The 22,245-nt window shown below is 69.5% G+C and carries 20 protein-coding genes; 5 read left to right on the forward strand and 15 right to left on the reverse strand.

The window, feature by feature from the left end; translation table 11 throughout:
- Positions 1-96 precede the first annotated feature (96 nt).
- From FGM06_RS04425 to FGM06_RS04435, 3 genes are all read left to right on the forward strand, one after another.
- On the forward strand, positions 97-1,083 hold the full coding sequence (locus tag FGM06_RS04425) for an NOG1 family protein (protein ID WP_144797931.1): 987 nt from the start codon (positions 97-99) through the stop codon (positions 1,081-1,083).
- A 108-nt stretch (positions 1,084-1,191) separates the two neighbouring features.
- Positions 1,192-2,514: a histidine--tRNA ligase gene (hisS, locus tag FGM06_RS04430; RefSeq protein WP_144797932.1), complete on the forward strand. Its 1,323-nt coding sequence runs from the start codon at positions 1,192-1,194 to the stop codon at positions 2,512-2,514.
- Positions 2,515-2,605: 91 nt separating this feature from the next.
- Positions 2,606-3,682: a CNNM domain-containing protein gene (locus FGM06_RS04435; RefSeq protein ID WP_144797933.1), complete on the forward strand. Its 1,077-nt coding sequence runs from the start codon at positions 2,606-2,608 to the stop codon at positions 3,680-3,682.
- 104 nt (positions 3,683-3,786) lie between these two features.
- On the opposite strand, the gene FGM06_RS04440 is transcribed toward FGM06_RS04435, so the two are convergent.
- The 9 genes from FGM06_RS04440 to FGM06_RS04480 form a co-directional block, all read right to left on the reverse strand.
- Positions 3,787-4,122, reverse strand: coding sequence for a DUF7344 domain-containing protein (locus FGM06_RS04440; RefSeq protein WP_144797934.1), 336 nt, complete (start codon positions 4,120-4,122; stop codon positions 3,787-3,789).
- A gap of 193 nt (positions 4,123-4,315) precedes the next feature.
- The gene (locus FGM06_RS04445; protein ID WP_144797935.1) at positions 4,316-4,720 is read right to left on the reverse strand and encodes a DoxX family protein; all 405 of its coding nucleotides are present in this window, start codon (positions 4,718-4,720) and stop codon (positions 4,316-4,318) included.
- Positions 4,721-4,819: 99 nt separating this feature from the next.
- Complete coding sequence (locus FGM06_RS04450) at positions 4,820-5,599, reverse strand: ABC transporter permease (RefSeq protein ID WP_144797936.1); 780 nt, start codon at positions 5,597-5,599, stop codon at positions 4,820-4,822.
- The gene (locus FGM06_RS04455; RefSeq protein ID WP_144797937.1) at positions 5,565-6,878 is read right to left on the reverse strand and encodes an ABC transporter substrate-binding protein; all 1,314 of its coding nucleotides are present in this window, start codon (positions 6,876-6,878) and stop codon (positions 5,565-5,567) included. The genes FGM06_RS04450 and FGM06_RS04455 overlap by 35 nt, the downstream gene beginning before the upstream one ends.
- Positions 6,875-7,714 (reverse strand): ABC transporter ATP-binding protein, encoded by an 840-nt coding sequence (locus tag FGM06_RS04460; protein ID WP_144797938.1) that lies wholly within the window; start codon positions 7,712-7,714, stop codon positions 6,875-6,877. The genes FGM06_RS04455 and FGM06_RS04460 overlap by 4 nt, the downstream gene beginning before the upstream one ends.
- Positions 7,715-7,717: 3 nt before the next feature.
- On the reverse strand, positions 7,718-8,671 hold the full coding sequence (locus FGM06_RS04465; protein ID WP_144797939.1) for an ABC transporter substrate-binding protein: 954 nt from the start codon (positions 8,669-8,671) through the stop codon (positions 7,718-7,720).
- A 245-nt stretch (positions 8,672-8,916) separates the two neighbouring features.
- The gene (locus FGM06_RS04470; protein WP_144797940.1) at positions 8,917-9,747 is read right to left on the reverse strand and encodes an Nmad3 family putative nucleotide modification protein; all 831 of its coding nucleotides are present in this window, start codon (positions 9,745-9,747) and stop codon (positions 8,917-8,919) included.
- 22 nt (positions 9,748-9,769) lie between these two features.
- The gene (locus tag FGM06_RS04475; RefSeq protein WP_144797941.1) at positions 9,770-10,363 is read right to left on the reverse strand and encodes a DJ-1/PfpI family protein; all 594 of its coding nucleotides are present in this window, start codon (positions 10,361-10,363) and stop codon (positions 9,770-9,772) included.
- 201 nt (positions 10,364-10,564) lie between these two features.
- Positions 10,565-11,467, reverse strand: coding sequence for an acyltransferase (locus FGM06_RS04480; protein ID WP_144797942.1), 903 nt, complete (start codon positions 11,465-11,467; stop codon positions 10,565-10,567).
- Positions 11,468-11,633: 166 nt separating this feature from the next.
- On the opposite strand from FGM06_RS04480, the gene FGM06_RS04485 reads away from it, so the two are divergent.
- Positions 11,634-12,707 carry an aldo/keto reductase gene (locus FGM06_RS04485; RefSeq protein WP_144797943.1) on the forward strand — a complete coding sequence of 358 codons (1,074 nt, stop codon included), beginning with the start codon at positions 11,634-11,636 and terminating at the stop codon, positions 12,705-12,707.
- 284 nt (positions 12,708-12,991) lie between these two features.
- Here FGM06_RS04485 and FGM06_RS04490 read toward each other — a convergent pair whose 3' ends face one another.
- The gene (locus FGM06_RS04490) at positions 12,992-14,959 is read right to left on the reverse strand and encodes an autotransporter outer membrane beta-barrel domain-containing protein (RefSeq protein ID WP_144797944.1); all 1,968 of its coding nucleotides are present in this window, start codon (positions 14,957-14,959) and stop codon (positions 12,992-12,994) included.
- On the reverse strand, positions 14,956-16,221 hold the full coding sequence (locus FGM06_RS04495; RefSeq protein WP_144797945.1) for a right-handed parallel beta-helix repeat-containing protein: 1,266 nt from the start codon (positions 16,219-16,221) through the stop codon (positions 14,956-14,958). Before FGM06_RS04495 ends, FGM06_RS04490 begins: the two co-directional genes overlap by 4 nt.
- A 282-nt stretch (positions 16,222-16,503) precedes the next feature.
- Between FGM06_RS04495 and FGM06_RS04500 the strand changes: the two genes are divergently transcribed.
- A complete protein-coding gene (locus tag FGM06_RS04500; RefSeq protein WP_144797946.1) occupies positions 16,504-17,709 on the forward strand; it encodes a GNAT family N-acetyltransferase in 1,206 nt (401 codons plus the stop codon).
- A 46-nt stretch (positions 17,710-17,755) separates the two neighbouring features.
- On the opposite strand, the gene FGM06_RS04505 is transcribed toward FGM06_RS04500, so the two are convergent.
- From FGM06_RS04505 to FGM06_RS04520, 4 genes are all read right to left on the reverse strand, one after another.
- Entirely contained in the window at positions 17,756-18,742 is a 987-nt protein-coding gene (locus FGM06_RS04505) for an NAD-dependent epimerase/dehydratase family protein (RefSeq protein ID WP_144797947.1), read from the reverse strand.
- Positions 18,739-19,608: a DUF362 domain-containing protein gene (locus FGM06_RS04510; protein ID WP_144797948.1), complete on the reverse strand. Its 870-nt coding sequence runs from the start codon at positions 19,606-19,608 to the stop codon at positions 18,739-18,741. Before FGM06_RS04510 ends, FGM06_RS04505 begins: the two co-directional genes overlap by 4 nt.
- Positions 19,605-20,663 carry a Gfo/Idh/MocA family protein gene (locus FGM06_RS04515; RefSeq protein ID WP_144797949.1) on the reverse strand — a complete coding sequence of 353 codons (1,059 nt, stop codon included), beginning with the start codon at positions 20,661-20,663 and terminating at the stop codon, positions 19,605-19,607. Before FGM06_RS04515 ends, FGM06_RS04510 begins: the two co-directional genes overlap by 4 nt.
- A gap of 316 nt (positions 20,664-20,979) precedes the next feature.
- Positions 20,980-22,089: a hypothetical protein gene (locus FGM06_RS04520; protein ID WP_144797950.1), complete on the reverse strand. Its 1,110-nt coding sequence runs from the start codon at positions 22,087-22,089 to the stop codon at positions 20,980-20,982.
- Between the last annotated feature and the right edge of the window lie 156 nt (positions 22,090-22,245).

Consider the following 22,245-nt stretch of genomic DNA (forward strand, 5'->3'; position numbering starts at 1 on the left):
CCGCCCACGTCCCTCCGTGAACGACCGTGTGCCGCCGTGTCGCGCGGATCCCCGAACGGACGGTCTTATACGCGTCGGTGGGCTAGAGCCGTCAACATGATATTTGAGGGCCTCCCGACGACCCCCCGATCGGAGGAACTCGTCGACAAGGCGTTCTCGCGGGCGGCCCGCGCGGGACGCGCGAAGCGCGGCCACGAGGCGCAGGAGTCGATGCTGCGCACCGCGGGCAACGTGCTCTCGGACAACTTGGAGAACGTCGTCGTCTCGTGGCCGGACTTCGGCTTCGACGTCGACCCGTTCTACTACGAGCTCGCCGACGCCATCGTCGACGTCGACCGCCTCCGTCAGGCGCTCTCGCAGGTGATGTGGGCCAGCCGGCAGATCGAAGACCTGCGCGACGAGTACACCACGAAGATCCGCAACTCCGACGTCGACACCGCGCGCAAACACCGGAAGCAGGCGTTCGCGCGCATGGCCGACATCATGGATCAGATCGAGGACGACCTGCGGTACATCGGCGACTCGCGGGACCAGCTGAAGGTGCTCCCCGACATCCGCCCCGACGAGCCCGCCATCGTCATCGCCGGCTACCCGAACGTCGGGAAGTCGTCGTTCGTCAACCGCGTCACCCGCGCCTCCAACGAGATCGCGGAGTACCCGTTCACCACCCGCGGCGTTCAGATCGGTCACTTCGAGCGGGATCACGTCCGGTACCAGATCGTCGACACCCCCGGGCTGCTCGACCGTCCCGAGGCGGAGCGCAACGACATCGAGCGGCAGGCGGTCAGCGCCCTCGAACACCTCGCGGACGTCGTCGTGTTCGTGCTCGACCCCTCCGGCGACTGCGGCTACCCCCTCGACGTCCAGCTGGAGCTGCGCGAGGAGGTCCGCGAGCTGTTCGGCGACGCGGTCCCGTTCCTCACCGTGGCGAACAAACACGACCGCTTCGAGGCGGTGCAGGCTGAGTCCGTCGACGCGACGATGAGCGTCACCGAGGACGAGAACGTCGAGGACGTCCTCGACATGGCCGTCGAGGCGGCCGCGTTCGAGCCCGACCTCCCGACGCGCGACGGCGGGGAGTAGGGGAAGCGGTCGGGACGGAGGAGTCGGCCGGCGTGGCGAGCGAGCCGCCGGACCGCCCGGCGGCCCCGAAAGGATGCTTTCAAGCGGGCGGTCGCCGAACCGACGCGTATGTACGACGGTCTCAAGGGATTCCGCGACTTCTACCCCGGCGAGCAGTCAGCCCGCCGAGAGGTGACCGACGCGATCGAGGACGCCGCGAGCCGGTACGGCTTCCGCGAGATCGCCACCCCCGCCTTGGAGCGGACGGAAATGTACGTCGACAAGTCCGGCGAGGAGATCGTCGAGGAGCTGTACGCCTTCGACGATAAAGGCGGCCGCGGCGTCTCCATGACGCCCGAGCTCACCCCGACCGTCGCCCGGATGGTCGTCGCGAAGGGACAGGAGCTGTCGAAGCCGATCAAGTGGGTCTCGACCCGGCCGTTCTGGCGCTACGAGCAGGTCCAGCAGGGCCGCTTCCGGGAGTTCTACCAGACGAACATCGACGTGTTCGGCTCGTCGGCGCCCGAGGCCGACGCCGAGGTGCTCGCGGTCGCGGCCGACGCCCTCACGGATCTTGGCCTCACCGGCGACGACTTCGAGTTCCGCGTCTCGCACCGCGACATCCTCGGCGGGCTCGTCCGAGCGCTCGCCGACGACCCCGACGCGGTCGACGCGGCGGCCGCGATCCGCGCCGTCGACAAGCGCGCGAAGGTCGACGACGGCGAGTACCTCGGGCTCCTCTCGGACGCCGGGCTCGACCGCGCGACCGCCCGCGAGTTCGACGACCTGATCAGCGATGTCGACGCCCCCGACGACCTCGACGCGGTCGCCGAGGCCGGCGGCGAGGAGGTCGAGGCGGCGGTCGAGAACCTGCGGAACGTGCTCGCCGCGGCCGACGACTTCGGCGCGGGCGAGTTCTGCGAAGTGTCGCTGACGACCGCCCGCGGGCTCGACTACTACACCGGCGTCGTCTTCGAGTGCTTCGACTCCACCGGCGAGGTGTCCCGCTCCGTCTTCGGCGGCGGTCGCTACGACGACCTCATCGAGAGCTTCGGCGGCCAGCCGACCCCCGCGGTCGGTGTCGCCCCCGGTCACGCCACCCTCAAGCTCCTCTGTCAGCGCGCCGGCGTCTGGCCCGACGAGCAGCTCTCGACCGACTACTACGTGCTGAGTGTGGGCGACACGCGCGCGAAGGCCGCCGCGCTGGCGAGCGACCTCCGCGCGCTCGGCGACGACGTGGTCGTCGAACAGGACGTCTCCGACCGCTCGTTCGGCGCGCAGCTCGGCTACGCCGACTCGATCAACGCCGAGACGGTCGTGGTCGTCGGCGAGCGCGACTTGGAGAACGGGGAGTACACGGTGAAGGACATGGAAAGCGGCGACGAGACGACCGTCCCGGTCGAGGAGTTCCCGCCCGAGGAGGGGCTCCCGACGTACGAGGACTACGAATAGCGGACCGGACGAGGCGACGCGACGTCCGGACGAACGCGGGGTGTCGCGATCCCTGAACGCTTTTTTGCGTCGCGCCGGGACCGTGGGGACGATGATCCCGCTCGCGACAGCGATGACTCCCGGCGAGATCGGTCTTCGCGTGGCGGCCGGCGTCGCCCTCATCCTGATCAACGCGTACTTCGTCGCCGTCGAGTTCGCCCTGACCCGCCTCAGGCAGTATCCGGAGTCGGAGATCGACACCCCCGGACTGCGGCGCGCGTGGGAGATGACGGACGACTTGGAGTTCTACCTCACCACCTGTCAGGTGTGGATCTCCGGGACGAGCATCGCGCTCGGTATCGTCGCCGAGCCGGGGCTCGCGGCGCTGTTCGCGCCGCTGTTCGAGAACACGGCGCTCGCGTCCGCCGGCGCCGGCTCGCTCCTGGGCTTTTTCATCATCAACATGGTGCACCTGACGCACGGCGAGCAGACGCCGACCTACCTCGGCGTCGAGCGCTCCAAGCAGGTCGCCGAGTACGGCGCGCGCCCGCTGTACTGGTTCGCGTGGCTCATCTCGCCGCTGATCAAGGTCGGCGACTGGGTCGCGAAGGCGACGCTCGGACTGTTCGGTGTCGAGATGACCGGCGCCTGGACCGAGGCGGAAGAGGAGGTCATCGAGTCGCGCGCGCAGCTCCGGAACCGACTCGGGTCGATGATGGAGGAGGTCGAACTCCCCGAGGAGCGCCGGGAAGAGGTCCTGAACGCGCTCGCCGTCGGCGAGCGCGCCGTGGCGAACGTGATGACCCCGGCCGACGAGGTCGTGTCGCTGTCGACCGAGGCGTCGGTCGAGACGAACCTCGACCGGATCCGCGACACGCCGCACACCCGGTTCCCGCTCGTGGGCGACGGACCGAACGAGTTCGAGGGGGTCGTGTACGCCCCGTCGATTGTGAGCCGCTACGAGGAGCTCCGGGCGGGCGAGACGACCTTCGAGGAGATCGCGGCCCCGCCGATGACGCTCTCGACGGACACGAGCGTCAGCGACGCCTTCGACCAGTTCCAGGCGGAGGGCCAGGAGCTCGCCCTAGTCATCGAGGACGGCGAGGTCGTCGGGCTCGTCACCGCGACCGACGCGCTGGAATCGGTGATGGGACAGCTCGAGGACCCGCTCGACGCGGGCGAGCTATAACGAAGTTGGTCGCGTCGGTCGTTCTCGTTCGGCGGTCGTTCGCGTTCGTTGTTCGGCCGACAGCGGGCCAGCGAGACCGCCACAACGGAATCACGCGAAATCGCTCAGCGGTCGGAACAGGGTGATCCTTCTTCACCCACTTTCTCTAAGAAATTGACGAGTGTCCCGAAGTTTCGCTCGGGGCAGACCGTCCCCTCACTCTCGTCGTACTCCACGACGGCGGCTTCTTCGAGCTTGGGAAGGTGGGCGTGGCGGAGCCTCAGCCGAATCGACACCAAATCGCTTGACGCGGGCTCGTCGCACTCGCTGTCTCGGATGCGTTCGGCCAACTCGGTCGTCGGTAGCGGTGTGCCAGCGTCCCGCAACAGTTGTAGTAGTAGCCGCCGTCGTCGTTTGGCAAGTAGCGTAAGAACGTCGGACGTACTGAGGTCGTTCGGCATCTCACCACGCGGTCACGAGTCGTGTTGGTTTATAACAATGTAATCGTGAGGTCGACTTTCACCCGATTAAGTCAAATTAAGCCGATAGCATCTCACAGGCCGGCAAGGCGGAAGTCCCCGACTTCAATCGTGAGTCACTGACGAGGCACTCATTTCTCCGGATTCCCGACCGCGTTGACTTCGCGTCCCGCGTTCAGTCGAACGCCTCTCGCAGGAACACGAGCGCCCCGCCCAACATCGCGAGGTTGCCGAAGAAGGCGAGCCGCTCGCCGCTCCTGTCGTCCTCGTCGGCGTTCCAGAAGTCGTGCATCGTCGCGGTCACGACCGTGAGGAAGGTGACGGCCGCACCGGTCGTGAGTCGAGGCGCCCGCCAGAGTGCGATTCCGATCCCCGAGACGAGCATCATCCCCGAGGCGAACGGGGCGGCCAGATCGGGGGCGGGGACGCCCGCCGACTCCGCGTACTCGATCGTCTCGTCCATGTCGCGGAAGTCCTCGGAGGCCTGCGCCGCGAGGCCGATCCCGAGCAGGACACGACCGAGCCGCGAGGGCGCGCCGCGGTCGGTCGACGTCTCGATCGCGTCGGTGTCGTCTCTCATGGACGTACGTACGGTAGCATGACACATAAATCGACGTGCGGGCGACGCGACGGCCAGCACGGAAGCTGCACCGGGCCGGCAGCGCCGAAACGGCGGCCGCTATCCCCAGTTCCACCGAGCGTGAAGCCGGCGGACGGAGAGGTCGAGCCAGAAGCCGATGAAACCGATCACCAGCATGATCGCGGGGATCTCCGCGTAGGAGAACCGGTCGCGGGCGTCTAAGATGAGGTAGCCCAGCCCGGTGTTGACCCCGAGCATCTCCGCGGGGACGAGGATGATCCAGAGGATACCGATCGACAGGCGGATCCCCGTGAGCATGTCCGGGATGACCGCGGGGACGACCACCCGGCGGAGCAGGGCGCGCGTGTCGCCGCCGAGCGACTCCCCGACCGTGATCCAGTCGTCGTCGATCGTCGCGATCCCGTGGGCGGTGTTCAACACGATCGGCCAGAGGCCGGCCATGAACATCACGAACACCGCCGACTGGGTTCCCACGCCGAAGAGGATGATCGCGATCGGGAACCACGCCAGCGGCGAGATCATGCGCATGAACTGGAACAGCACCGTGGTCGCCCGCTCGGCCGCCTCGAAGTAGCCGACCACGATCCCGATCGGGAGCCCGACCGTCAGGCAGAGGCCGAGCGCGATCCCGAACCGGTAGACGCTGACGAGCACGTGGTCGTAGAACGCGGGCGAGACGACGAGCTCGGCGAGGACGGCGAACGTCGCCGCCGGCGCGAAGTTCGTGATGATGCCGCTCCCGAGCGCCGTCACCGCCCACCAGACGGCGAGGCCGCCGAGGAGTCCGACCGCCGGCAGCAGGCGGCCGCTCTCCCCGAGCAGCTCAGAACCGTATCGTCTCCTGTCTCTCGTAGCCATCGTCCTCGGGTACGTTGAACGCCGGCGGGCCGCCGGCCTCTTCCAGCGCTGTGCGAACGGGGTCGTACGCGACGAGGTCGTCGGCGACCTCGGTCGGATCCAACTCGTCGAGGAAGACGTCCTCGCCCTCCACGCGGGTCTCGCGCATGCGGCGGATCAGCTCCTCCGTGTACGACGGGTACGGATACGGGTAGAAGCCGATCCGGTCGATGTCCCACTCCTCGTTCCGGATCGCGCCCGATTCGAGGTACGGCTCGTGCTCGTCGTAGTGGGTGAGCGCGCGGTCGATCGGCTCGGGCCCCTGCGGCAGCAGGCCGCTCCCCTCGGAGGAGAGCAGCTGCGCCGCCTCCGACCGGTTCTCGCGGAGGTACTGCTGCGCGTCGACGATCCCGCTCATCACGTCGGTGGTCCACTCCGGCCGCGACTCCACCAGCTCCTCGCGCATCACGACGACGCAGCAGGCGTGTTCGCGCCAGACGTCGCCGGTGAAACGCAATATCTTCCCGCCGGCGTCGAGCTCGCCGATCGCGTTGAACGGCTCGGCGACGATGTACCCCTGGATGGAGCCGTTCTCGAGCGCCGCGGGCATGTCCGGCGGCGGCGTGACGACGAGGTTGACCTCGTCGTCGGCCACCTCGTCGGCCGAGGAGTCCGTCCGTGGCGTGAGCCCGTGCTCGCGGAGCCCCATCTGGAGGATGACGTTGTGGATCGAGTACCAGAACGGGACGGCGACGGTGCCGCCGCCGAGGTCCGCCCACTCGTCGACGTCCTGCTGGACCGTCAGCGCGGAGCCGTCCGTGTGGTCCCACGCGACGACCTGCACGTTCGCGTCCAGCTCGTCGCCGTAGCGCATCCACACCGTCATCGGCATCAGGAAGTGCGCGACGTTGACCTCGCCCGAGAGGAACGCCTCCGCGAGGTCCGACCAGCCGCGGAACAGTTTCGGCTCCGCGGCGTCGACGCCGTGGTCGGCGAAGTGGTCGTTGGCGTACCCCGTCAGCAGGGGCGCTGCGTCCGTGATCGGGAGGTAACCGATCTCGGCGGTCGGCGGGCCGTCGCCGCCGCCCCCGCCACCGCCGAGACAGCCGGCCGTCGCGCCGACGCCGGCCGCCGCCAGGGACGCCAGCCCCGATTCCTTCATGAACTCGCGTCGAGAGAGCCCGCTCGTACGGGCCGTCTCGGAGGGGTTCCGCCAGCCGGCGCCGCCGACGAGCTCGCGCGCGCTCGCGGCGACGTCGGGGTCGGCGTCGTCGTGGTTCGTGTGATGTTCGTGCGTCATTCGAGTCCCACCGCTTCGAGGCGTTCGAAGACCGCCGCCCGCTCCGCGAGGAACGCCTCGTCGTCGCGCGAGCGCGTCTCGCTGTCGATCCGCTCGACGTGTTCGATGCCATCGGGGACCGGCCCCATGACGGCGACGCGGTCGCCGAGGTACACCGCCTCGTCGATGTCGTGCGTGACGAACACGGCGGTGACGCCGAGCTCGTCGACGATCCGCAACAGCTCGTCCTGCAGCTCCATCTTCGTCAGCTGGTCGAGCGCCGAGAACGGCTCGTCGAGCAGCAGCACTTCGGGCTCATTCGCGAGCGTGCGCGCGAGCGACGCGCGCTGCGCCATCCCGCCCGACAGGTCGGACGTGTCGGCGTCGGCGACACCGTCGAGGCCGACCAGCTCGAGCAGCTCGTCGACGTGGTCGGGGTCAGGCGCCTCGCCGCGGAGCCGCGGGCCGATCTCGACGTTCTCGCGCACCGAGAGCCACGGGTAGAGGAGGGGGTCCTGGAAGACGACGCCCCACCGGTAGTCGGGGCCCGTCACCCGTTCGCCGTCGATCTCGACGCGGCCGCCGGTCGGATCTTCGAGCCCCGCGAGCAGGTGCAGCAGTGTCGTCTTGCCGCAGCCGGACGGCCCGAGCAGACAGCAGACCTCGCCGGGGTCGACCGCGAGATCGAGCCCGTCGAAGACGAGGGTCTCGTCGTACCGCTTCGTGAGGTCGCTGGCGACGACCGGCGCCGCGTCGGTCGCGCGACGGCCGGCGCTGCCGGCGTCTGACCCGACCGCGGACGCGGAGTCGGACTCCTCGCCGTCGTCGGCCGTCTTCAGACGGGACTCGAGGGACATCGATCAGTCCGCTGTCGCCTCGGGCTCGTCCTCCTCGGACTCGGCCTCGTCGTCCGGGAGCACGCCCTCGTTATCGAGCTCCTCGGCGGTCCCGATGTCGGCGTCGTCCGGGACGAATCCCTTCTCGCGCATCCAGTCCGTGGTCGCGTCGATCCGCTTCTCGTCGGGGGCGCGCACGGGGAGGAACTCGCGGAGCTCGAACTCCTCGCGGAGCCGCTCGAAGTTCACGTCGTCGAAGGCGGGCTTGTCGGCCGCCTCCTCTTCGAGCAACTCGACGTAGCGGTCGGTGTACCCCTCGAGGTCGTCGTTGATGTCGGCGACCGCGCGGTTCAGCGCCGCGAGGAACCCCTCCAGCTTCTCCGGCTCGGGCTGCTCGCGCGTGGTGATGGCGGCGCGGCACGGGCCGTCGAACACCTCCTTCAGCTCCTCGTCGTAGCGGCCGAGCGTGACGAACGGCTCCAGCACCGCGATGGAGTCGACCTCGCCGTTCTTCACGGCGTCGAAGCGGTCCTCCGCCTCGCCGACGTGCTCCAGAACGATGTCGTCGTCCTCGAACCCCTCGTTCTCGAGCATCTCGCGCATCGAGTAGAAGGAGGTGGCGTACTTGTTGATCCCGACGCTGCGACCGCGCAGGTCGTCGATGGTCTCGGCGTCGTCGTCGGCGTCGACGAAGACGACGCGGTCCCACTCGCTGTAGGAGCCGACGATGTCGCGGTCGGTCTCGGAGACCTCCTGGACCGCGTTCCACTCGCAGACGCCGTGGGTGCCGCCGTCCTCGTCCATGTCGTCCCACCAGTCGGCGTCGAAGGCGTTCTCGCCCTCGAAGTCCTGCGTTCCGGGCGCGAAGTACGAGAGGTCGGCGTCGACGCCCTCGTCCTCGAAGTACCCGTTCTCCTCCGCGACGTCCTGCACCAGTCTCCACGTGAAGTATTCGTGGGAGACATTGAGATCTGACATCGAATGCTTCTTGGTTTTATTGTAAGGTATAGCTCCGGAAACCGACAAGGATGAGCGGTGCAACCGTTTTCACGCAAATATTGCGACGGGCGAACGGGTTCGGTCGTCTGTCCGGTTGGAAAACGGCCGCAGGTCGGTGCGAGATCCCGTCTAAGGGAGGTTCTCGGTCGATAGTGAGAACAGTTCGCAACCGAGATACCCACAATATTTGTTCGTTCCTCCGTCGCCGTCGCCATCCCGGCGTTTCAGGCCCGCTCGATGCGTTTCAGCAGGATCTCCGTCGCGTCGGCGTCGAACGCCATCGGCCGGCGCCACCACGGCCCCCTCCCCGAGTCGCTGGACAGCGCCGTGACGAGGCGGTTCGCGTCCGCGCCCGCTTCGGGGGTGCTGAGGGGGACGACGCGCTCGAAGGGGCCCGAGGCCGACGCGTCGCCGGCGACGACGACCCGAGCGTCGAACGGGTCGCGCTTCAGGTGGGCGTTGGTCGGCGCGAGCGCGGCCGCCGCGGCGCGGTCGACGGTGCGGGGCGCGTCCTCACCGCCGGACGCGTCGTCCCCCGTCCCGCCGTCACCGACCGCGAGCACCCGCTCGACGCGGATTCCCGCGAAGAGGTACGCGCCCCAGTCGGGCGCGAGGTCGTCGTCGCGGTCGGCGAGCGCCGCCCGTTCGGTCTCGCCCGCGGAAGCGCTCTCTCCCGGCCCCGCCCAGCCGTGCGGGCGCAGCGACAGCGTCGCGTAGAACAGCAGCCAGTCGCCCGGATCGAGGCCGGCGATCCGCCCGGCCTTCACGCCGTGGGGGTCGCCGTACGTCGCGCGGTCGCGCCCGTGGACGCCGGGGAACTCCGGGTCGAGGTGGACCGGCGTCTCCCGCAGGTCGGCCGGCACCGCGAAGGGGAGGTCGAGGTCGGCGTACGTCGGGAGCGGCTCGTCGACCGGGAACCGCTCGCGCGGGAGCGTCGCCGCCGATTCGGGAATCGGCACGTACGCGAACCACCCGTCCGGGTAGACAGGGCCGCGGAAGCCGGGCTGGTTCGTGTTGGCGGCGACGTTGACGGCGACGGCGCGGGGGTCGGCCATCAAAAAGGGAAGTTCGGGCGGGTCACTCCGCCGCGGCGGCGGGCGCGTCGTGGTCGATCTCGGTGCCGAGCAGGTCGAGGAACCCCGCGATCCACTCCGGGTGGTCCGGCCACGCCTGCCCGGTGACGAGGTTGCCGTCGGTCGTCACGCCGTCGACCCACGAGCAGCCGGCGGCCTCGACCTCGGGCCGGACCGCCGGGTAGGCAGTGATCTCGTAGCCGTCGAGCACGCCCGCGGCCGCGAGGATCTGCGGGCCGTGGCAGATGGACGCAACGGGCTTGTCGGTCTCGAAGAAGTGGCGCACCGCGTCGAGCACCTCATCGTAGCCGCGCAGGTACTCGGGCGCGCGCCCGCCGGGCACGACGAGCGCGTCGTACTCCGCCGGGTCGATCTCGTCGAACCCGTGGGTGAGTTCGAAGTCGTGCCCGCGGGTCTCCAGGTACGTCTGGTCGCCGCGGAAGTCGTGGACCGCGGTCTTGACCGACTCCCCGCCCTCCCGCTCCGGGCAGACGGCGTGGACCTCGTGGCCCACCGCCTGCAGCGCCTGGAACGGGACCATGATCTCGTAGTCCTCGCCGAAGTCGCCGACGATCATCAGAATCCGCTGTCCTGTCATGTAGATAACACCACGCCGATCTACGCACTGCTATCCAATAACGGTACTGGCGAGCGATGACATACCACGACAGTAGTTCGCGGCCGGGGCTTTGGAGATGTTCGTGATCCCTCCGACAGCAACGATGTATACCGGACTTCGATCAGTTATTTACGAGTGATCGACCGGAGTTTTCGAACCGCGACTCACCGACGGTCGATCCTACTTCGGCGGCTGCAGGTCTCGCTGGAACTCGTCGAACTGGTCGAGGTCCTCGGGGAGCTCGTACTCGATCTCGCGCTCGTCCTGGTTGTCGGGGAGCCGACCGTCCTCCAGGTCGGCGGCGACCTCCTCCCAGCCGGGCTTCACGCGGACGCTCCGGGCGGGGGAGCCGACGACGACGTGGTGGTCGGGCACGTCGCCCTGCACGACCGAGCGCGCGCCGACGACGCTGTTCTCGCCGACTCGGCAGCCAGCCCGCACCATCGCGTCGTAGGTGACGCGCGCGTCGTCCTCGACGATCGTGTGGAAGTTGCGGACCTCGGTCTGGTCGACGAGGTCGTGGTCGTGGCTGTAGAGGTGGACGCCGTCGGAGACCGACGCGCGGTCGCCGATCGTCAGCTTCCCGCGGTCGTCGAGGTGGACGTCGTCGTGGATCACGACGTTGTCGCCGACCTCGATGTTGTGGCCGTAGGTGACGGATATCCCCTTGAAGAAGCGGCAGTTCTCCCCGCACTCGGCGAAGAGGTGGTTGCCGAGCATCTGCCGGAAGCGGAGGGCGAACTCGACGTTGTCGGCCATCGGCGTCGCGTCGAACTGGCGCCAGAGCCACTGGAGGTGTTTCGAGCGCTGGAAGCGGTCCTCGTCCTTCTCGGCGTAGTACTCCGACTCCAGCGTGGCGTTGCACGGGTCGTACCCCTGGAGGCGGACGCGCTCGGCTCGCGACACCGACTCCCCGTCCCGCCACGCCTCCCACCGCTCGCGGTCGCCGTGGAGGTCGATCAGGACGTCGCGAACGACGTCGCAGGTGTCCTCGTCCGAGGAGAGCCGCTCGTCCACCTCGTCGATTAACCCCCGGACCCCTGCCTCTGCGCCGTCGGGGAGGGACACGTGTCGCTTTGTCATCGGGTCCTCTTCGTCGCCGTCCCTCAAAGGGATTCGGTTGTGCGACGTCTCGACCGAGCGCGCGTCGCGGAACGATCCCGACGGCGGGCATTTATAAACCGGCGCCGCGGTCCCGCTGCGTGAAGGAGACCGCACTCGCTAAGTGTCCCGATCCCCAATTCGGGGTATGCAGCACCGCGAACTCGGGAACTCCGGCGTCGAGGTCTCTGAGATCGGTTTCGGCGCGTGGGTCGTCGGCACCGACTGGTGGGGCGACCGCTCGGACGAACAGGCGGTCGAGATGGTCGAGGCGGCGCTCGACGCCGGCGTCACCTACGTCGACACGGGCGACGTGTACGGCCACGGCGACAGCGAGGAGATCGTCGGGCGGGCGATCGACGGGCGCCGCGACGAGGTGACGCTCGCGACGAAGATCGGCTACGACTTCTACAACAACCCGCAGGCGGGCCACGGCGAGCTCCCGAAGGAGCTCGACCGCGACTACCTCGAGACCGCGTTCGAGCGCTCGCTCGACCGGCTCGACACCGACCACGTCGACCTGCTCCAGCTTCACAACGCCAACGTCGACGACGTCACCCCCGAGGTGCGCGACCTCCTCGCCGAGTGGAAGGCGGACGGCCGCGTCCGCGCGCTCGGCTGGGCGCTCGGCCCCTCGATCGGCTGGCTCGCCGAGGGCGACGCCGCGGTCGAGTACGAGGAGTTCGACGCGGTCCAGACCGTCTTCAATCTCTTCGAGCAGGAGCCCGGCCGCCACTTCGTCGAGTCTATCCGCGAGACGGGCTCGGACACGTCGGTCATCGCCCGCGTCCCGCACTCCTCGGGCCTGCTCAACGAGCAGGTGACGCCCGACACCGTCCTCGAAGACGGGGACCACCGCTCGCACCGCCCGAAAGAGTGGTACGAGACCGGCTGGGAGAAGGTCGAGGCGATCCGCTTCCTCGAGGAGCCGGACCACGCGGAGGGCACTCGGACGATGGCGCAGGCGGCGATCCGCTGGCTGCTCGCGCACGACGAGGTCGCCTCCGTGACGCCCACCTTCCGCGACGCGGACGACATCGCGGAGTGGAGCGCCGCGAGCGACGTGCCGCCGCTCTCCGAGGCCGAGTACGAGCGCGTCGACGAGCTGTACGCGCGGAACTTCGATATCGACCGCGACGACGGGATGGACGTCCTCCGGACCTCCGTCGATGGCGAGGACATCGAGGCCGCCGGCCTCGACAAGCGCGCCGCGTCGTACTGAGACCGAACCCACCGCTTTCGCGTCGAGACCGCAGGACAGCGAGCGGTCGCGCCCGCGTACGACCACTTTCACTGCGCGACGGAAGCGGCCGTGACGGCGCCGCCGCTCGGCGCGTCGAACGTGGTGGCTCGGTGGGAAACCCTCGTCACAAGGGGCTCAGTGGGGGTAACACGTCGTCACGGCCACCACGGTCGGTCCTTACTCGCTGGATCGTATAAACTCCCCGCGACGCCGACGACCGCGAGCCGGTTCGGGGGTTCGCACGGAAAACGGTGGCCGCGGACCTACTCGTTCTCGCCGTCGCCGAACTGCGCGTCGTAGTCGTTCTGGATCTCTATCTTCGTCCCGCGGCTGATGTCGTCGTAGTCGAACTCTATTCCGTATCGGTCCTGGGTGATCTCGTCGCGGGTCCTGATCTCGCCGGGAGCCACGTCGTCGGGGAACGGCTGCCGGTTGTAGATCGCCTGCACCTCCCACGCCCGCTCGGCGTCGAGGTCCGCGAAGTCGGCGTCGTACTTCGCCCGACTGATGTTGTCCCGGCTGTGAGCCGGATCCGACGGGAGCGGCCCGAACTGCGCGTCGTACTCGTTTTGAACCTCGATCGCGGCGTCGCGGTCCAGCTCGGAGAACGGCGCGTCGTACCGGTCGCCGCTTATCTCGTCGCGGGTCTCGACGTCGGCGGGAACCGCGTTGCCGGCGAACGGCTGCCGGTTGTAGATCGCCTGCACCTCGCCGACCGTCTCGCTTCCGAGGTCGGCGAAGTCGACGCTGTACTTCGCCCGGGTGATCTCGTTGCGAGTGAACCCCTCGTCGGCGTCAGCGGCGTCGTCCCCGGAACCGTCCGAGCCGTCCGACGACGTCGACCCCCCGTCGTAGTCGCTCTCGACCGTGACCGAGGCGCCGCTCGTCCCCGTGACGTTGTAGGCGGTTCCGGCTTCGGTGCCGAGGACGTCGACGCGCAGGCCGATGTCGGTCGCGCCGACCGCGTGGCCGCTGATCGTGACGGTCGCGATCGCGACGCTGCCGTTGTCCGCGGTGTCCGTCGGCGCGGCCGTGACGTTCACCGCCTTCCCGTCCTCGATGACGGTGATCGCCGTCGTCGCGTCGGACGCGCCGCCTCCCGCGGAGACGTCCGTCACCGTGGCGTGAGTGACGTCCTTCGACTCGACGCGGAAGTCGTAAGCGCCGACGCCGCCGGACGCGTTCGCGACGACCACGTCGTAGGTCGTCTCGTCGCCGGCGTCGACCGTCACGTCGGCGTCACTCGGATCGCCGGTGCCGTTCGGCTCACCCGCCTCGCCGCTCGGGCGGAGCAGCACCGCGGTCTCGGGGATCGGAGCCGATCCCGCCGCCCCCTCGACGTCGACGATCCCGGTCGCGGAGTCGTTCCCGGTGAAGACGCCGTGGACGTGCGATCCGTGGTCGACCCCGGTCACGTTCACGCCGCCGAACGCGACGGTCTCGCGGTCGTGTCCCGCGAGCGTCACCTCCCGCGAGGCCGCCGTCTCGTCGGCGTCGAGGGCCCCGTCGCCGTCGACGTCGACTCCGTACCGGACCGTCCGGGTCGCCTCCAGATCGCCGTCGTTGGTGACCGAGACGGAGACGTTGAACGGCTCTCCCCGCGTCACGTCGCGGGACGCGTTCAGGTTCGACACCCGGAACGCCGCCGGGTCCGGATTCGGCTCGACGGCGATCGCGGCGCCGGTCGCGGCGGTGACGTCGTACGCGTCGCCGGCGTCGGTGCCGAGCCCGTCGACGCGCAGTCCGAGATCGGTGGTGCCGGGGGCGTCGCCGCGGACCGTGACGGTCGCGACGGCGACGCTGCCGCCGCCGGCCGCGTCCGTCGGCGCGGCCGTCAGGTTCGCCGACGAGCCGTCGGCGGCGATCGAGACCCCGGCCGCCTCGTCCGACTGGTTCCCCCGCAGTGAGACGTCCGTTATCGTGGCCACGCTCGGATCGCCGACGCTGACGACGGCGGCGAGGGCGCCGACGCCGCCGGACGCGTTCGCGACGACCACGTCGTGGGTCGCGGTCTCGCCGACGCGGACAGTCGCGTCGCTCGGTCCGAGATGGACCGCGGTCTCGGGGGCCGGGGCCGGGTCCTCCTGCTGTGCGAACGGGAGGTCGAGACCGCCGGTGGGGCCGACGCCCGCGACCGCCCCGCCGATGCCGCCGATGCCGACCACCGCGATCGCCACGAGGACGGCGACGCCCTTCGCGTTCAGCGTCGCGGAGAGTGCGCCGAGGTTCATCGGTCCAACACCTCGTTGAACAGCGCCCGGACGTCGAGGGCGTCCACGTCACCGTCGCCGTTGAAGTCGAACGCGTCCGGGTGGCTCCGGACCAGCTCGTCGTCCCGGTTCGCGAACATGGCCTCCACGTCGTCGGCGTCGACGTCGCCGTCGCCGTCGACGTCCTCGTAGCGACCGTCCCCGTCCGGGTCGGTCGGCTGACTCTCGAAGTCGCCTATCGCCTGTCCACCGAAACAGACGGGGTCGCCGCCGCGGACCGGCTCGACGGACCACGGGACGAATTCGACGCCGCCGTCGACCTCGTCGCCCTTCGGGGCCTCTGCCGGGGTCTCCTCCGCGGCGGGGCCGGTCGGATCGCCCCAGTAGTTACAGGACGCGACCGCGGTCTGCTCCGACGCGTTCCGGACCCCGAACTCGTCGTTGCCCGCGATGTCGTTCCCGGTGAACGCGTACTCGGGGACGGAATCGCCGAAGCCGTCCGCGACGCCCGACAGCAGGATCCCGGTCCGGTTGCCGACGATCGCGTTTCCGCGGACGTCTCCGCCGCTGGAGGCGAACTCGATCCCCGGCCCGGCGTTGTTCCGGATGTCATTCCCGACGACCGTGGCGGACCCCAGGTCGGTCGGCGCGACGAGCCCGATCAGTCGGAGGCCGAACCCGTCGTTGTCGGCGACGGTGTTGTCGACGAACGTCCCCTCGCCGGTGGCGACGCCGGCGCCGTTCTCCCGCACGGTGCTGCGTCTCAGCTCCGTGACGTGTCCCAGGTCGGTGGACACCGCCGCGTCGCTGTTCCCGCTCAGCGTGCTCTCGGTTATCGACAGCCGGGTGCCCTCCCCGGGACCGACGCCCACGCCGTTGTCGCTGACGACGGAATCGCGGACCGCGATACGCCCCTTCGGCCCGCCGCGGATCCCGACGGAGCTGTCGGTGACCGAGACGGCTTCGAGCGCGATCTCGCCGCCCGGGGAACCGACGGAGGTTCCCGCGCCGAAGTTCGTTATCCGCAGATCGCGGACGGCGGCGCTCTCGTCGCGACCGAGGTCGAACGAGAGGCCGATCCCCGAGCCGTCGCCGGAGATCGCGTGCCCGTTCCCGTCCAGCGTGACGCCCGGACCGAGGGTGAGACAGTCGCCCTCCGCGTCGAGATCGGCGGTGAGAACGTACTCTCCCGGTTCGGTCAGCGACGCGCATCGGTCGACCTCCGTCGGCGCGGCGGCCGTCGTGGAGATCGAGGAGAGCCCGACGACCGTCCCCGCTACCACGAGACCGCCTTTCTGAAGTGCTGTTCGGCGCGATATCTTCTCGTCTGGTCCACCGTCGGTCATGAGAGAGTATCGGGGGATAGACCGAATTGTTATTAGCTTGCTTCCAGAAATAACAGAGTCTATAACAATATCTCGGAGGGCCGAACCGGAACGCGACGCCGCGTCTCGGCGACGCGCGACACCGTGGTGACTCTCGGCGCCGGAGCGGGATCCCGGAGAGACGAGGAGCATGATACGAACGATTCTCGAACGGCGGACGCCGACGAGCTCGCGGGGGCGATGACGGACGAGTACGAGGTCGTTCGCGGGCTCCCCGACGAGGAGGAGCTCCTCGGTCTGTTGTGCGAGGCCTTCGGAAACTGGGGAGACGAGGCGTTCCTGCGGTGGAAGTACGACCGGCCCGGCGTCGAGCCGGCGACGGGGTACCACGTCGTTCGAAACGGCGAGCTCGCGGCGTTCCGCGGCATGTTCGAGCGCACCATCGAGGGGCCGGGCGGCGGCTACGACTGCCACGTCTGCGGCGACGCCTGCGTCGCCGAGGCCCACCGCGGCGAGGGGCTCTACTCGCGGATCCGTGACGCGACGGAGTCCGACATCGAACGGAGCGGGAGCGACTTCTGCGGGATCTTCACCCGGAAGGGCCACATCCCGTTCGAGGTCGGGCTCGACCGTGGGTGGAAGTATCGCACGCTTCCACTGTACCTCCGGGTGCTCTCGCCCGGGAACGTGATACCGCACTACGCGCGGCTCGTCCTCGACGAGGACGGGACTGCGGCCGACCTCCTCGACCGCCTCGGCGGGAGAGTCACGCTCAGGTCGGGCGGCGAGTCGCTCCGGCTCGACCGCCTGCTCGGCGAGTCGAAGACCGAGTCGGGGTGGTCCGTTCCGGTCCCCTTCCCCGAGTGGGCGACCACGGCCGCGGTCGAGGCGGCGGGAACCGACTCGCTCCGCGAGAGCCTGAAGCGCCGGACGCCGATCGGTCGGCCCGGGACGACCGATCGTTCCGCGAGCGCCGCCGACGTCGAGGTGAGCGTCGAGCGATCGGTCGGAGATGACCTCCTGGAATCGCTGGCGACGCTCTACGTCGAGGCGACGGCCGAGTACGACCTCGCCTTTCGGCGCGAGGCCGACGACCTCCGTCACCTGCTCGCCCACCCGCGGCTGCTCGGCGTCGTCACGGCGAGGCGGGACGGGACCGTCGTCGGCGCGGCGCCGGTCGCGCTCACCGAGACGGAAGACACGCTCGAGGCGTGGGTGCTCGACCTCGTCGCCGCCGACGGCGACGTCCGCGACGCGCTGGTTGCGGGGATCGAGGAGGCCGCGATCGAGCGGGACGCGGACATGGCGCTGCTGCTCTCGGACGCGGACCCCGGGACGGCGTGGGCCCAGATCGATAGACAGGTGCTGATGTGGACGTCGTACGGCGCCGACACGCGATCGCTCGAAACTGACTCGCTGTTCATGGGGCTCTACGACGTCGTGTGACGCCGTCCCCCGCGCGGAGCCGGTTCGGGGATCGACGCTCCGGCGACTACCGCGACGCCTCGGCCATGGCGCGGAACCACCCCCACGCCGGCAGCACCGTCTCCCTGAACGGGCGGTAGTCGTAGCCGAGCTCCTCGCGCGCCTTGGCGCTGTCGTAGAAGTGCGTGTCCGTCGCCAGCTCCGCCATCTCGGCGTTGAACGGGAAGATCCGTCGACCGGTCCGGCGGTTCACGACGCCCACGGCGGGCCCGGCCGCTCTGATCGCGGCCGCCGGGACCGTGATCCGGGGAGCCGACCCGCCGATCTCCTCGGCGATCACCTCGAGGGCCTCCCGGTACCGCAGGTTCTCGCCCCCGAGGACGTAGTGTTCGCCCGGCTCTCCCTGTTCCATCGCCCGTACGATCCCGGCCGCGACGTCCTCGACGCCGACGAAGCTCGCGCCGCCGGGGGGATGCGCGAACAGCTTCGGGTCGCTCGCGAGCGCGAAGAACCGTGCGGTGAACCCCTCGTCTCCCGGGCCGAAGATCGACGTCGGGTGCACGGTGACCGCGTCAAGGCCGCGACTGGTCGCCGCGTCCACGATCCGCTCTGCCGCCGCCTTCGACTGCTGGTAGGCGCCGATCGGGGGCGCCACGTCCGTCTCGTCAGCGACGCCGTCGGCCCGCCGCGTTCCGGCCGTGCTCGTGAACACGAGGCGCTCGACCCCGGCGTCGAGGCACGCCTCGACGACATTTCGCGTCCCGATCTCGTTGACCGCCCGGACGGTCCGCTCGTCGGCGCTCTGTAACCCGGTCCCGGCGAGGTGGTACACCTCGTCGTGACCGTCGACGACCGCTCGCACGGCCGCTTCGTCGAACACGTCCAACCGCTCCCACCGGACGGCGTCGTCGGACTCGTCGGGCGCCGACGAGCTGTGTCGGGTGGCGGTGACGGTCCCGTTCTCGTCCCCTTCCTCGTCCGCGAGCCGTTCCAGGAGGTACGAACCGAGGAACCCGCTCGCGCCCGTGACGAGCGCGTCGGCGGCTCCGGTCATCGGTCCATCAGCTGCGGCGGCAGCTGATCCCCCGTGACGCGAGCGTACAGCCGGTACCCCGACGTCATCAGCCTCGACGGCGACCCCTCGCTGACCGACTCGTCCGGGAGCTCGTCGGCCAGCGCGCGGGCGTCGAGGCCGCGAACCCGAGCGGGTCGGTCGTCGCGCGCGGCCCCCCTCGGGAGCGCGTCTCGGTCCAGACCCAGCAGATACGCCGTGACCCGTTCGACCTCGAACGGGTCGGCGCTCGCGAGCAGCGCCCGCGTCCGCCGCGGCGCGCCGACGTACGAGTAGGTCGCGTCCAACACCGCACCGATCGGGTCGGCCGCCGCGGCGAAGGAGTCAACCTCGAAAGCGGTCGGTTCCCGGCTCAACGCGGCCGCCGCGAGACGGTCGAAACAGCCGGCGAGCGTCGGATCCTCCCGGCGGCGGAGCGCGGGCACGACGAGCGCGTCGTCCAACAGCCGTTCGGGCGCAGTCACGACCGTCTCCTGGTCGTCGACGGAGACCGTCCGACTCGCCTGCGGCCCGGCGTCGGGGTCGAAGTACTCGACGCCGGACCGCTCGACGAGCCGGTCGTAGCCGAGATACGTCGCGCAGGACGCGTCGTCGGACCACGCGGTCGCGGCGCGGGCGATCTCGACCCCGTCGACGGCCTCGGCCGCGAGCAGGCGGTCGACGAGGGCCGAGACGGTGTCCGGATTCGTCACCGTCCCCGTGCTCGGGTGGTAGGGGTAGTGGAGGTCCGGGACGAGCACGACCCGACCCTCGAACTCGACGTCGGCGTTACCGAGCACCTCGGCGACGCCCTCGGCGATCGCGTCGGGCTCGCAGTCCGGGAGCCGCGCGCCGTGAACGATCGTCATCGCGTCACCTCGATCGGTTCCTCGACCCCCTCGGCCATCCGGTACGCCTCCGTCACGAGCTCGACGGCTCGCGCGCCGTCGGCGCCCGTGACGGGCGGCTCGCGTCCCTCCTTCACCGCCGAGACGAACTCCGTCAGCGCGTGGTAGTGCGCCTGGTAGAAGTACGTCGGCTTGAATATCTCCGGCTTGCGGCCGCGGACCCGGTTCCCGACGTTCTCCAGCGCGGACCGGGCCGCGTGGCCCACGAAGTTCGACGGCATGAACTCCTCGCTCGACAGCGAGTCCGCGATCCCGTCGAGGCGCATCCCACCGGTGACGTTCGGCGGGTCCTCCCACTGGAAGAAGCCGCAGGACAGCGTCGCGGTCGTTCCCGACTCGGCCGAGACGACGAGGGTCGCGGCGTCCTCGTACGGGAGCGTCAGCGTCCGGTCGAGGCTCGCGTGCTCGACGGTTAGGTCGCCGAAGAACCACGCAAGGACGTCGAGCAGGTGGACGCCGAGATCGAGGAGCGCGCCACCGCCCGTCGCCTCCGGGTCGAGCTGCCAGCCCGCCGGCGTCTCCCTCGCGGGGGGACTCGAGAACGGGCCGTTGTTGAACCGCCAGATCGAGCAGGTCGGCACGTGACCGATCGACCCCTCGTCGTACCGCTCTTTGACCCGGCGGACCTCGGGGCGGTACCGGCTGGTGTGGTCGACGCCAAGGGAGACGCCCGCGCGGTCGGCCGCTCGGAGCATCTCCTCGGCCTCGTCGGGGTTCCGCGCGAACGGCTTCTCGACGAAGGCGTGACAGCCGGCTTCGACGGCTGCGATCGTCGCCTCCGCGTGCAGGAACGGGGGGAGCGCGACGACGACGACGTCCGGGTCGGCGGTCGCGAGCAGCTCCTCGTACTCCTCGTACGCGTTCGTCGCGCCGAGCGCGAGCGCCCGCTCCCGATTCTCGTCGACGACGTCGGCGACGGCGACGCGGTCCACGTCGTCGCACGCCAACAGCGTCTGCAGGTGGACGGTCCCGATGTTCCCGACGCCGAAGACGCCCACGTCGACGGCGTCGGTCATCGGCCGTCGGACGACGCCGGCTTCGGCGGCGGTCCGTCGCTCCGGTTCCGGTCACCCGAGGGGGCGCTCCGCTCCGTGGCTCCGCGAACTGTGCTGGGTCGTCCGCCCGGACCGGGGTGTGGACCGCTCGGGTCGGCGCGCGGACCGTCCGCTTCGCCGCGTGGCCTGTTCGGGTTCATCTGTCGTGGAGTAGCGATCGGACCGTATTTGGTATGCAGTGCCTGTGAGGCGGCGATCGGTCGACAGTCCCGTTATATCGCTGCTAACTCCGCGCGATCGACCTTCGGAGGCGCGTCGGGAGTCGCCGGTGAGAGACTCACGGCGAGGAGAAGACCGAGCCGCGACGGCGGAACAGATCCTCGTTCTCTCGGACCGCCGCGTCGACCGAGCCGGTGACGTCGGCCCGTTCGACGATGTCGACGATGAGCGCCGTCAGGTTACACTTGTCAGCGAGGAACTCGCGCCGCTTGCGCTCCCACTCCGCCGCCGTGTCGTCCCTCGTGAGCAGCTCCTCGGCGGTCGAGACGACCGAGTCGAACTCGGAGAAGTTGTAGACGAGCCCGGCCCGTTCCAGCTCCTTGAAGTTCCCCATGTCGTCGTCGCCGACGAAGGAGTTCGAGCGGATCCCGGGCGTGCCGAGGAGCGCGGCCTCGGTGATCATCGTCTGCGTGTCGGCGATGAGCAGCTCGGCCTCCGCGAGCGCCTCGTGCATCAGGGCCGGATGCGCGTCGTACGGCTCCGCCGCGCTCTCGCCGACGTCGAGCGCGCCCGTCTCGTCGGAGACGAACACCCTCGCGTGCTCGGAGAGCCGGGCAATCAGCTCCTCTTTCTGGGCCGGCGTGAATCCCCGCCGACCGACGTCGTGGTGGCCGTTGAACGCGTTGAACCGGACGAGAACGAACGGGTCGTCGCCGACGCCGAGCTCCTCTCGGACCGTCCCCGTGCTCGCGTAGACGTCCGGGTGGAGGTACGCCGTCTCCTTCAGACCGGTGAACGCGTAGTGTTTCGGTCCGAGGTTCCGCGTGAACGCGTCGGGAGTGAGGAACGCCTCCACGAACGGGGACATGGCGACGTGACGCCACGCCATCGGCTCCGAGTCGGTCACCGAGACCGCGGGCGTCCGCGAGACCGCGCCGGCAAACGCCGAGTAGAGACCCATCCCGAAGACGAGATCGAGGTCCTCTTTCTGGAGAATTCGGTAGATGTTTCGCAGGTGGCTCGGAAGCTGGAGGAACAGGTTTCGCTTCGTTTCGTCGCGGGTGGCGTACCGGTAGTGGTTGATGCCGAAGTACTCTAGGAGGTCCAGCGCGCACCCGTCGTCGCGAGCGAACACGACTGTCTCGTGGCCCCGCTCTTCCAGTTCCCCTATCGCGTTACGGTACAGGTGGACGTGCGCGGGGGTGTTGGTGAATATGCCGACTCGCATGCTGGTTAGGGTGCCTACGGCGCTTTCGGGTATAGTTACGAAGAATCTACCGCCGGTCGAATAGGCGTTGGCACCGCCACCGCTGAAGCGGAAGCCGGCGATCGAGGAGCCCTGCGACTGGATATCCGTCTCGCGCGCGACCGGTTCGATCGCCGG

The organism is Halorubrum depositum (assembly GCF_007671725.1).
Taxonomy (GTDB): domain Archaea; phylum Halobacteriota; class Halobacteria; order Halobacteriales; family Haloferacaceae; genus Halorubrum; species Halorubrum depositum.